The sequence below is a fragment of the uncultured Eudoraea sp. genome (genome assembly GCF_947258525.1).
GTDB lineage: Bacteria > Bacteroidota > Bacteroidia > Flavobacteriales > Flavobacteriaceae > Eudoraea.
Genome location: NZ_CAMYIP010000160.1, coordinates 1 through 12,977 on the forward strand (window position 1 = coordinate 1; position 12,977 = coordinate 12,977).

The 12,977-nt window shown below is 41.3% G+C and carries 7 protein-coding genes; 5 read left to right on the forward strand and 2 right to left on the reverse strand.

Annotated features, from left to right (window positions below; genetic code table 11):
- Positions 1-248 (reverse strand): carboxypeptidase-like regulatory domain-containing protein (locus Q0X89_RS11830; RefSeq protein WP_297694401.1); only part of this gene is annotated, 248 nt, incomplete at its 3' end.
- A 350-nt stretch (positions 249-598) separates the two neighbouring features.
- On the reverse strand, positions 599-3,247 hold the full coding sequence (locus tag Q0X89_RS11835; protein ID WP_297694403.1) for a cation-transporting P-type ATPase: 2,649 nt from the start codon (positions 3,245-3,247) through the stop codon (positions 599-601).
- A 165-nt stretch (positions 3,248-3,412) separates the two neighbouring features.
- On the opposite strand from Q0X89_RS11835, the gene Q0X89_RS11840 reads away from it, so the two are divergent.
- The 5 genes from Q0X89_RS11840 to Q0X89_RS11860 all read left to right on the forward strand — a co-directional run.
- On the forward strand, positions 3,413-4,363 hold the full coding sequence (locus tag Q0X89_RS11840; RefSeq protein WP_297694405.1) for a calcium/sodium antiporter: 951 nt from the start codon (positions 3,413-3,415) through the stop codon (positions 4,361-4,363).
- A 253-nt stretch (positions 4,364-4,616) separates the two neighbouring features.
- Complete coding sequence (locus Q0X89_RS11845) at positions 4,617-6,779, forward strand: DUF5916 domain-containing protein (RefSeq protein WP_297694407.1); 2,163 nt, start codon at positions 4,617-4,619, stop codon at positions 6,777-6,779.
- 553 nt (positions 6,780-7,332) lie between these two features.
- On the forward strand, positions 7,333-7,905 hold the full coding sequence (locus tag Q0X89_RS11850; RefSeq protein ID WP_297694409.1) for a hypothetical protein: 573 nt from the start codon (positions 7,333-7,335) through the stop codon (positions 7,903-7,905).
- Positions 7,868-11,662, forward strand: coding sequence for a T9SS type A sorting domain-containing protein (locus Q0X89_RS11855; RefSeq protein WP_297694411.1), 3,795 nt, complete (start codon positions 7,868-7,870; stop codon positions 11,660-11,662). Before Q0X89_RS11850 ends, Q0X89_RS11855 begins: the two co-directional genes overlap by 38 nt.
- Positions 11,663-11,676: 14 nt before the next feature.
- Positions 11,677-12,977, forward strand: a 1,301-nt coding sequence (locus tag Q0X89_RS11860; protein WP_297694413.1) for a tetratricopeptide repeat protein, incomplete at its 3' end; no start/stop codon positions are given.

Sequence of the window (12,977 nt, forward strand, 5' to 3'; positions counted from 1 at the left end):
ATTTCAACCGTTTTGAGTCCAATATGAGAAAAAACCAAAACGTCACCTCGTTTTGCATTGATCTCATAGTTACCTTCAATATCTGTTATGGTTCCTTGAGTTGTTCCTTTAATAATAATATCAACTGTAGGAAGTGGCATTCCATTATTAGTCACAACTTTTCCGGAAATTGTTTGATCCTGTGCTAGTGTAAAATGCAGACAAAAAACAAGAAAAGGCACTAAAATTTTACCATAATTAGTCACCATTTTGGAAAATATTTTGAACTTCACCTCTAAATTAAATAGGGCTAAACACAAAGTCAATGACATAGATCACTTCGGACAATTTTAGTAAGTTGTTTCTTTCTTCAAAAAACTATTCAACCCAAGGGTTAGACTCCCTAAAAGCTCTTAAACTATTTATTGTATATCCACAAATAGGGCCAGTATAATTGTGACATCTTTTGGTCCTGTACCGATTTTCACCCGGGCTTGCAAAGGAAAACCGTCTTTGTCTTGCAAAAGGTTGCGGAGGAGGAAGGTAATCTCCGGGATATTACATTTTTTATCATTTAGAAGAAGCATTAGACACCATATAATATGTACCTTAATCCGATTCAATCCCTATCTCTAATACGTAATACAAGCTGTGTTAGTACTAAAGAACCCAACCCAAAAACAGCAATAACACCCCACTGTTGTAGTGTTAATTTTACAAGCGACAGGGTTTCTGCAACAATAGGGATAAGGTTCGATAATAATACGATCAGTCCACATAAAAGTAAAGCTGCCCAGACCCATGGGTTTTTGGTTACCTCATTAGAAAAGAAGGACGATTTGCGCAGCGGCATATTAAATATGTTTAGTAATTGCCCCACAACCAGGGTGTAAAAAGCCATGTTGTTAATTTCCATGGGGGACAATTGCAAGCCAAAATGGGCATAGGCAGTTATCCCCAAGACGGCCAGGGTAATACTCGTTCCGCAAATTACTGTAATCATCCACAACTCACGGGTCATAATAGGTTCTGTAGGCTTCCTCGGGGGTTGGTCCATAAGGTCCTCTTCTCCCTTCCCAAAGCCAAGGGCCAATGCGGGAAATACATCCGTAATCAGGTTGAGAAATAGAATTTGCAACGGTAACAATGGTGCCGGGAGTACCAAAATGGCAGCTACGCCCACAGAGATAATCTCGGCCAGATTACAGGACAAAAGATAGACTACGAATTGCCTTATATGCTCAAAAATTAACCTTCCTTGTCTTATTGCCAGTTCCATAGCAGTAAATCGGTCATTTTTCAGGATAATATCGGCAGCTTCCCTGGCAACTTCCGTGCCCCGTATACCCATCGCAATCCCAATATCTGCCTGCCGCAGTGCTGGAACATCATTTACCCCGTCGCCCAACATACCAATAGTATTGTTGTTCTTTTGGAAAAACTTGACTAACTGCAGCTTTTCCTTTGGGGTAACCCTCGCAAAAACCTTTGTATGTAATAAGCGGTTCCTTTGGCGTTGATCTCCTTTCAAAAGGCGATCGATTTCACGGCTATGAATCAGCTGACCCTTTTCATCTCCTTCTTCCATCAAACCAATTTCACGGGCAATTTTCCCTGCAGTGCCCGGATGATCCCCGGTCATCATTACAACCTTAATACCTGCATTGTTGTACACAGAGATGGTATCTTTTACATCGCTCCGTGCCGGATCAATAAAGCCTATGACACCTATAAAAGTCAAGCCCGTTAACAGGCCATCCATTTCAGGTGTTTTATCCAGATCCCGATAGGCTAAAGCCAGTGTGCGAAAGCCCTGAGAGGCCAAATGGTCTACTCTTTGATACCAGGCAGTTCTGTCCTCAAAAGCATTTACCCGGCCATTGGTAATTATTTTGTCGCAATAGGTTTCCACCACTTCAAAAGCGCCTTTTATATAAAGGGTATGGCCATTTTGTGGATTGCGGTTAATGGAGGCCATATATTTGCGTTCTGTATCAAAAGGCCTAGACTGTACTTGTGGGTGTTTTGTTCGTAAAGCTACCGGATCTACAAGCATCTGGTCTGCAAAATCGAGCAAAGCAACATCTATACTTTCCCCAAAACGATTTTCCGGTTTAGCCGGACTTTCATTACACAGGACACTTGCAGCTACCAGCTGTTTTAGATCCAAACGCCTGGAGGCCATTAGTCTTAAGGCATCCTTATGTGGACCAACTTCATATTCCTGTTCCCCATCAAAAGCGAGGGTATGGACCGCAAGTTTGTCTTCAGTGAGCGTTCCTGTTTTATCTGTACATATAATATTGGTGGCCCCCAGGGTATGAACCGCCTCCAGTTTTTTGATTACTACTTGTTTTTTGGAAAGTTGTAACATGCCCCGGGCCAGGGCAATAGTAGCAACAATGGGTAAACCTTCAGGTATGGCTGCAACGGCAAGGGCTAGTCCGGTTTGTATCATAAACATCAGGTCCATCCCGCTGAGAATTCCGGAAACAATGACCAGGAAAGCCAATAAAATTGTAAATCCGATTAACCATCTGCTCAGTTGGCCCAATTTTTTTTCAATAGGGGTTTGCCCCTTCTCTGCCTTCTCACTTAATAGCTGAATTTGGCCAAGTTCCGTATTGGCTCCGGTTGCAACTACCATGGCTTTAGCGGATCCGGTGACGACAAATGTGCCTTTGTAGACCATATTGGTACGCCCATGAAGTAAGGTATCCTTCGGAAGTTCCGTAGTTTGCTTTTCAATATCCTGACTTTCGCCTGTAAGGGCAGCTTCTTTAACCTTCAAACGCTTTACCTCAATTAAACGGGCATCAGCCGGGATTATGTCACCGGCATGCAGCACAAGGAGATCACCCGGAACCAATCCGGAAGCCTTTACTAACTGTAGTTGGCCATTTCTGATAACACGGGTGAGTACCTGCCCAATTTTACGAAGTTTTTCCAGGACACGCACCGCCTGTAGTTCCATAAAATAACCAATGCCAACAGTAATAAGGATAACCACTAAGATGGCCACTGCTTCTGCCCAATCACCCAGGAAAAGCGCTAATAAAAAAGCAACCAGCAGGATGTAGATAATTGGATCCACAAATTGGTCTGCCAGGATAAATCGCTTTTTCCTGGGGCCTTTCTCCGGGATTTGATTTTTGCCATAGAGTGCAATTCTGGTTTGTACCTCCTTGTCATCAAGCCCAATATTGCCGTCACTCTTCAAGAGTTCGATACTACGGGGAACACCTATGGAAAAAATATTGCTGATCATATGGCACCCTGAAATTTCATATAGACTCTACATTGGTTAGGGAGGTTATACTACTCCGGATTTATTTAGTGCACAAGGTATCATAAAGACATCCTATTACCAATGATTTCAATCATTGTTCTTCCTTCTTAAGACCCCTAATTTTGAAAAACCAAGATCGCATCCATGAGTGATATTGCCATTTTAGTTTTAGGTGTTTTCGGACTATGGCTGGGCACTGAATTTACCGTAAAATATGCCATAAAAATTGCCCGGCGCTTCAGGATCTCAGAGTTATTCATCGGACTTACCATCCTGGCCTTCGGGACAGACCTGCCCGAACTGGTTGTGGCAATAGAGGGATCGTTATATAATTTGGCAGGTACGGATGCCTCCGGGATAGTGACTGGCAATGCCATTGGTAGTTCCATTTGCCAGATCAGCATTGTTGTAGGGGTTATTTCATTATTCTATTTTGTGCATATTGGTAAGATCCAGGCACGTCAAATAGGAGTTGAGCTAATTGGTTCGGTAATTTTGTTGGCCCTTGTTTCTTTTGACGGCATAATTACCTGGAATGATGGTGCCTTGTTGCTTATGGCCTTCTTATTGTATATCTACACGCTTTTGCAACGGGAACGTAAGGTGCGTAAAAAAACTACTCCAGAGGTAGAAAAATCTACCTTTGGGATCTGGTTTCAAATTGCCTTGCTGGCAGGAAGTTTAGGTGTTGTAATCCTTAGTTCCCATATAGCCATTGAACAGGCAATTGTAATCGCTGAAAATTGGGGTGTGGGCCAATCCTTCATTGGCGCAGTCATTATTGGATTAGGCACCAGTTTGCCTGAACTCGCTATCTCCTTAAATGCTTTGTCAAAAGGTCAGACAAGTTTATCTGTAGGGAACATTGTTGGGAGCAATATCTTTGACCTTTTGGTTCCTCTGGGCCTTGGTTCTCTGATTTCAGCCATAAAGGTGGATCAATATATTTTACGATTCGACCTCCCAATACTGTTTATCTATAGCATCATTTTCATCTGGTTTTTAGTACGAAAAAAAGGGATACAGAAACACGAAGGCCTGGCTTTAGTAATTCTTTATCTGGCCTATGCAGTGGGTAAAAACTTTATGAATTGATTGACATTGACGATGGGGATATATTCTCACCATAAATACCAATGCTACCCTAATCGAAGCGCTGGTTTTCAATCCAGGGAAATCCATGAAAAAAAGTGAGATGCTAACTTTAAGGAGGGCTTATTATTTTGACGGATATTATTTACGACAGCTGGATACTTAAGTGTACAATGGTATAGTGCAGTCTGCAAAAACACTAAGAATTCCATGAATAGATGTATCTTTAATAAACATCAAAAGCCAACCCAATTCCTTGAAACTCCGTTTCCTTTTTTATTGTTTTTTCATCGCTACCACTGCAGTTTTTGGGCAGACCTCAGACAGGCCTGTACTTTTAGCAGGTTCTCTTAAAGGTGAAATCCAAATTGACGGTGTATTGGATGAAGCCGACTGGGAAAATGCGCAGGTTTTAAGTGATTTCTTAACTACAGAACCCCTCGAAAAAGGGACACCTTCATCGCCTACTTTGGCCAGGGTGCTGGTAAATGAAAAAGCGATTATTATCGGAGTGGAATGCAAGGATCCTGAGCCCGATAAAATCGTACGGTTTTCGAAGTTAAGGGATGCGGATATTTCCAATGAAGATCATGTGAAAATTGTAATTGATCCCTTTCTTGACGGGCAATCGGGCTATATCCTGGCAGTCAATGCAAATGCCGCCCGTTACGACGCACTGGTTTCTAATAGGGGTGAGTCCGAAAATGAGGACTGGGATGCCATATGGGAAGCCCGGACAAGCTTGCAAAAGGATGGTTGGACACTGGAAATACGACTTCCTATCCAAAGTATAAATTACAAAAAAGGAATATCGCAATGGGGTTTCAACATAGAGAGGCGTATTCAGCGAAACCTGGAAACCATTCGATGGGCCAATGTGCAACGCGACCAGTTTTTTGGTCAAACCAGTCGGGCGGGCCTCTTGGCACAGCTTCCTGAATTCAATTATGGCATTGGGTTAAGTATAAGGCCATCCCTTGTGGGATCGCTTACCAAAGAGGGCGAAAACAGAGCAACGATCGGAGGATTCGAACCTAGCCTTGATGCCAGTCAGCGACTTGGGCCCAATGTATTGGCAACCATAACTGTAAATACCGATTTTGCGGAAACCGATGTAGACACCCGGCAAACGAACCTCACCCGTTTTCCTTTGTTTTTTCCCGAAAAGCGAACATTTTTTCTGGAAGGTTCAGATATTTTTGAATTTGGATTTGGTACCGGCAGTAATACGGTACTCCCATTTTTTAGTCGTCGGATCGGCCTTTTTGAAGCTACCCAGGTACCCATCATTGCCGGTGTAAAACTTAATGGAAGAATAGGGAAAACCGCTTTTGGTGGTTTGGGAATACGGACAAATAAATTTGAAACCATCGACCAACAGTATTCAGCTACCAATATGGGCGTTTTTCGCCTTCGTCAGAATGTTCTGGGTGAAAGTTCAGTAGGTTTTATATCCACTTTTGGCGATCCAACAAACCGAAATGGGAGCTGGATGTCTGGTTTGGATTTTACCTATCAAACAACCAGGTTTAAAGGGGATAAGAATTTTATTGCCGGGGTCTGGGGCCTGTACACAGACAGGGCGGATTTAACCAATGATAAGACAGCCTTTGGGCTGAAAGTAGATTATCCCAATGATCTTTGGGATTTGTCCCTTACCTATTCAAGAATAGGAGAAAATTTTGATCCATCACTTGGGTTTGTCCCGCGAAAAGGGATCCATTATTTCCGTTTGGGGTCTGTCTATGCCCCTCGCCCAAGCTGGCCTTTGGTAAGACAGATGTTCAATCAGTTTTTTGTCACTTATATCCAGGGAGTTGATGGGATATGGCAATCGTACAGTGTTTTTACCGCCCCTGTTAATTGGCTACTGGAAAGCGGGGATCGTATTGAATTCAATGTGAGACCCGTTGGTGAAAATCTTTTTACGCCTTTTGAAATTTCTGAGAATGTGATAATCCCGGCAGGAGGCTACAATTTTATGCGATATCGGTTAGAGGCTGAATTTGCAGCCAAAAGGCGGTTAAGTGGTCAGGCAACCTGGTGGTTTGGTTCTTTTTACGATGGTAATCTGGATGAATTCCAACTGGAACTTAATTGGAATCCCAGTTCCCTGATAGGGCTGGAATTGAATGGAATTCGGAATATTGGCCGTCTACCCTGGGGAGATTTTGACCAGACTCTCCTGGGGATGCGGCTTCGGTTTAACGTAACCTCTGATTTACAGTTAAACAGTTATGTGCAATACGATACTGATAGCAGGCTATTAGGCATAAACGCCAGGATTCACTGGATTTTTTCTCCTTTTGGCGAAGTATTCCTGGTTTTCAACCACAATACCTTCAATGATATCACGGACCGCTGGCAACTTCAGAATGAACAAATCCTGCTAAAATTCAGGTATAACTTCCGGCTTTAGATTTAATCGTGTTTTAAAGTCCAATATGATGTAAAGAACACAATTTTCAAACCTTTTTTTTTGCATTATGCCAGAAATGATTTCAAATAGTGTCATTTATCCTAAAAATGCAACAGTACATCCCCTTCTGAAAAGAATTAATAATTATAACCGAATTTTATTAATATCTTGGACCTATTGAATCCACCCCGGATTTTGCCTTTATTTGTGATACTAATATTATCTGAATTTTTATGGTTATCTTTAATAGAACATTTAAAGAATATTAACCTAAAGTTACCTTTAAGTTAAATACTTCCCCCCTTTACGCTTTGGTTATTTATGTATCTTAAAAATTGGTTTATTTGAATTAGATTAAATTTTTCAAATACTTGATAAGACTACATAGATAAGATCGTAATACAAGGTATAATTCTTCAATTTGAAGATAGTTATCCTTTTGATTTTTTTAATAAAATAGCTAAATTATAAGTGGTAAAGAATCATATATAAAATATATTCTGAGCACTTAAGAGTATCAAAATTGAATTAGGTATAAATAAATTAACCAATCATGACACTTAATTACTTACCATTTCATGCCAATAGAAACATTTTAGGCAAGAACAAGAAATATATTCAATTGAGATGTTTGTTGACCCTATTATTGATTTTAGGGATTACGTTTACAGGATTCTCACAAAAAAATAAAGATGTGATTCTTTTCACCTGTGCCGAGGACATTGGTAATGGCTTATATCTTGCCAATTTTGGATATACCAATCCCACTAACAAGACTATAACGGTAGAGCAAGAGGAAAGCTATATTTTCTTAAGTGATAGGATAGAGGATTCGGAATTTAATGGGATTCAGAAGATCGATGGTATTACCTCCTTTGAACCGGGCACTCATGAAAAGGTATTGTCTGTGGTTTTTGCTGATAACGGCCATGCCAAATGGACCGTGGCATTCGGTGGCTCAAGCGACGTTAAAATAAGAGCAACCTTTGATTCCCCGGTTTGTGAGGAAGATAGCTTTATTGTTCCGGTCATAGGCCCGGGGAATGGAAAAACTCGTGGCTTCGTAGGCCCGGAACTTTTATCACTGGGTGCCGGAACAGCAGGCCTCCATCATTTATCAAGTTGATGCCAATCAACGGGTACTTATTCAACTTGTTCCATTCGACGGTCAGGCCCAAGCGGTCATTGATGTTTTGGAAGATGTTTTCGGATTAGCATATAATTCTGATCCACAGCTATCCGACTTCATAGTAGATCCAACACTTATTATTCCTAATAATGATAATCCTGAGGGATTGGGTGCTATAGATGTATTTTTCCCTATAGACAAAATTTTACCTCCGGAGCAGCCCCTTCCGCCGATGCCAGCTCTTATTGACTATTTTGACATCATAAAATCAGCACAAGCCTTATATGCACCTTTTACATCAGGTGTCCAAGAAGAAACAGGGCTTGCCATTACTCAGGGTGATGCCGCGCAGAGGACAGACATTGTTCGTGAATCTTATCGAATTATATCTGAAGAGGGAAGTGCTGCTGTAGATGGTAAAGGTATAAATATAGTGGTTTTTTCGAATAGCTTTGATGCCAATCCAACGGGGGGACAACAATCCAATGAGGAAATAGATGTGGAGGCTGGTGATCTTCCTGGCATTGCGGGTGACGGTAATCCTAATGGATACGATACTCCGGTGGAGGTTATAAAGGAATATCCTTATACGTTTGGCCAAATCTCTGATGAGGGTAGGGCCATGCTGCATATAGCCCATGATATTGCCCCGGGTGCCAGCTTAGCATTTCGTACGGGGGTATTGTCTCCGCGCGATTTTGAATTGGGCATTAAAAATCTAAGCAGCACCGAAAATACTATAGGCTTAGATGATATTACATTTCCTGGCGAACCTATGTTCGGAATAACCAATATAGGTAAGGCCATTCAGGATTTTACCAAAGACGGGAACTTCTATTTTACTTCTGCCGGTAATTTCTACGATAATGCATACCAGTCTATTTTTCAAGCATCTGAAGGTGCCAACATCCCGGACTTTGTTCAAGATCCCGATGCAGTAGCTCATATATTTGGTGGCACGGATGATATTTATCAACGATTTGAAGTAAAAAATGGAGAAACTTATATGATAGTCCTGCAATGGGATGAAGACTTTGCCTCTCAGAATAATATGCTCGGTGCTGATTCCGATCTGGATTTTTGGGTGCTAGACGATCAGGAGCGCTTGCTCGTTGGTAATAATTACTATAATGACGGTGAAGATGATAGTGTTGATGATGCCAGAGATCCTATTGAGTACATTACTTTTAGGGCAACGGCAGATGGGCAGGCTAATTTTTTAATCACCAGTGCCAACGGGGATCCTGGATCCTTGCCTTTTAGGTACATCATCTTTGTTGCAAATAGTTTACAGGTATTAAATTATTTTGATGGTGCCTCCACCATGAGTGGACATCCGCTGACGCCGGAAGCTTTGGCCATTGGTGCCGTTGATTTTCGAAAATCCTTAAACTCTGAACCTTTTACACCTCAACCATTTTCATCCTTTGGAGGAGTACTTCCAGGGGCACTTATGACAGATGAGGCAGCTGCACAAGTTGCTCTTTCATCCTTTGACGGGGTAAATACCAATGTTCAAACCATTGGGCAAAATGAAGTTGACGGTGAGCCGGTAGACGGAGATCCCTATAAAAATTTCTTTGGCACCTCTGCCTCCGTAGTGCATGTGGCAGCGGCCTTTGCATTAGCGAAATCGGCCATACCCTCCTGGCAAGAAACTGAAAATACTATAGATATTTTACAATTATTTAAAGATAACGCCACAGAGGTAGACCGAATAGAGTTAGAAGTAGATGAAACTACCAGAACAGACACCTTGCTTGTGGTTACCGTACCACCCTTTATTAGCAACCCGAATGTTGTTTTAAATACTGCTCCCTTGGCCGGTACTGTAAATAATGGGGGTGATTCTAATGCGCTGCCGATCATTGAGGATGGTAGATTAGCATTGAGAATTACCGCAAATGAAGTGGAAATAGAATACGGCCAAGCCTATGAAAATAAATTTGACTTTACCGTACAAGGACTTCCCGCACCTTACGAAGATGGTCTTCCCGATGACAAAAGCCTGAATGAGGTGCTTTTAGAATTGGGGCTTTCTCCATTGCCTGAAATTATATTTGATACCAATGCTGAACCTCCATATCCCAGGGTAAGTAATTATACAATTTTTCCATGTTTTGATGGTACGGTAAACTGCAGTTCAACAAAGGTCACAGAACTCCCGGAGTATATAGTAACTTTTAAAAGTGGCCCCTTTATTGTTACCAAAAAAGACCTTACTATAATACCGGAACCGGTGGTTACTACTTATGGGGAGGCCATTAATCTCGATTTGAATTATATCTATGATACAACAGGAATATCAAATAATACAGAATTCCTGGCCAACATTTCGGAGGCACACAATACAACCTTTTTTGAAGATAATACCCTGGCTCTAATTAACAGGTTTAAGGCAGTTGTGAACACAGCAGAGTTATTAGATTTATTGGATGGCGGCAGTTGGATGGCAACTGAAAATACACTTCTTAACAGGTTTAAAGCTGTGGTTAATGAAATGGACCTTATTGATCTGGATACTCAGGATTTTGATAATTATATTGAAAATAGATTTAAAGCCGTTGTAAACAGATTCAAAGCAGTAGTTAACGGAGAAGATCTGTTAACAGAACAGGTGTCTTTTGAAAATAGGTTTAAAGCCGTTGTAAATGATGGTGACCTGGGAGGCGCTGACGATGGAAACGATTATTCCCCGGTATTTGCGGTGCTCCATGCCGATGATGATTCAGAAACTGGAGGTAGTGTCTCTACTTTCTATTCCGTAAACCTTATTACAGGACTGGATGTAACTCCGACACCAGAGGTGCATTATTCCTATCCGGGTGCTTATTTTGCCCCTATCGGGGCGAATTTTAATATTACTTATGATTCCAGTACTATTACTGTAAATCCGGCTACATTATTCGTTGAAACCGGGGATCTGATAATCGATCAGGGAACCATAATAGACACTTCCCTTGTAAGCTCGACAATAGATGGGTATAAATATGATGAAACTCAGGAAGATGTATTCCCTGAGGGCATCCCCTATATCTTTGAAGATGCCAATGGGGTTGCCTATACTCCCGGTGCAACCGGAATCTATTTTATTAAAATAGCGGAACCACAAAATTATGAGATTCAATACAGTAAAATTGGAACGCTATATATAAATCCTACCGGTAATAACCTTCGAAAAATAAGGACCTACCTGGATTGTGTGGAGGAAAATTTCAGTGATCCTGATGGTTTGTTTTATATTGCACATTACCGTTATGAGAACCCTAATGAAGAGACTATTTATATAGCCGAAGGGCCGGAGAATCAGTTAACCGGGCCGGCAGCAGCTACCAGCATTGGGGAATTACCATTTATCTTTTTACCAGGCCAGGGTACTTTTTCAATTCGTTTTAATGGAGATACACTGAAGTGGGAACTTACAAGCAGGGACAGCACACATAAAAGTTCAACGACTTCCAATGCTAATGCCAATGACAACAGGTGCGATTCGGGAATTTCAGGTACGTATGCGTCCTTTATTTTGTACCCGAATCCTGTGAATGGCATATTGTTCATAGATCAGAATATTTCGGAGGTTGTTACTCTTGATATCTTTGATTTCTATGGTATTTTATATCTTAACACCTCCTTAGATGGTAGAAATGGCCCAACTACACATGAGATAAATATGTCAGACTACCCGGATGGCATGTATTTTATAAGGATCACTACCAAAGACGATGTGAATGTTTATACAGTGGTAAAAGACTGATTATAGAGACCGATATGAATAAAGTGGGAAATAAAACAATCTTTGCAGTCCTGGTCTGTTGCACATTATTTTCGACAAGGTCAGTAGTTTCCCAGGAATCGCAAATAGACAGTCTAAAGACGGTGGTTCAGTCAGGGAAGCAGGATACTTTACAGGTTAGGAACCTGAATGCCCTGAGCGTGGAAATTCTTCAGAACGAGGATATTTCAGGATCCCTGATCGTGTCTAAACAAGCCGGAGAACTTGCCGATGAACTTGGATATTTACGGGGAAAGGCATATGCAGAGAAGAATATTGGGATGGCCCATTATTATCAGGGGGATTATATGCAGGTACTGGACCACTGGACAAAATCCCTTGAAATTTTTGAATACATTGAGGACAGCCAGGGAATAGCCAACCTCTCTAACAATTTAGGGGCGGTGTATTACAGCCAGGGCAGTAATTCCAAGGCTATCGATTATTACCTGCGATCTTTAAGTATCGCGGAAAAAATACAGGACACTTTGCGTATTGCCTCTGCTTTATTAAATATTGGCGGGGTTTACGGCGATACACCCAATGATTACGATAAGGCCCTGGAATATTTTAACAGGATTCCCAAGTACTTACCTGCATTAGATGAACCCCAGATAACTACTTCCTATTTAATGGGTGAAGGTGAGATCTATTTGCTGCAGGGTAATTACAAGGAAGCATTAAAATACTATCAGGATGCCCTGCCTTTGACTCTTAATACCGCTGATAATACGGATAATCTTACCAAATTAGGTATTGTAGAATTTAAAATGGGTGAAAAACAGAAGGCAATATCCTATCTGGACCAGGCCTATCAAAATGCAAAAGAGAACAGCCAACAATTGCAAATGGTTCAGACTCTGATTGAACTTGGAAAGGTATATCAAAACGATGATTTTACAAAAGCATTGAGTGCATTCAAGGAAGCGGAATCTTTAGCCAATGAAATGGGCATCAAATTTGAATTGAAGGATATTTATGAAGGTTTATCCATGGCCTATGCCAATCAGGGAGATTACACCAATGCTTTTAAGTACCAAACACAATTGATTGTGGCCAAGGACTCCTTGTTTAATGTAGAAACCGACGACAAAATCCGTGGCCTCCAATTCGATTTTGATTTGGAAAAGAAAGAGGATGAAATAGGGCTGCTGGAGCAGGAAGCACAAATTGCTGACTTACAGACCAAGCGGCAGAAGTATGTCATTTACGGAACTGTTTTGGGACTGCTTTTTGTCTTTGTACTTGCTGCAGGATCCTATAAAAGATACCGCTACGTTAAGAAAACCAATAAGAT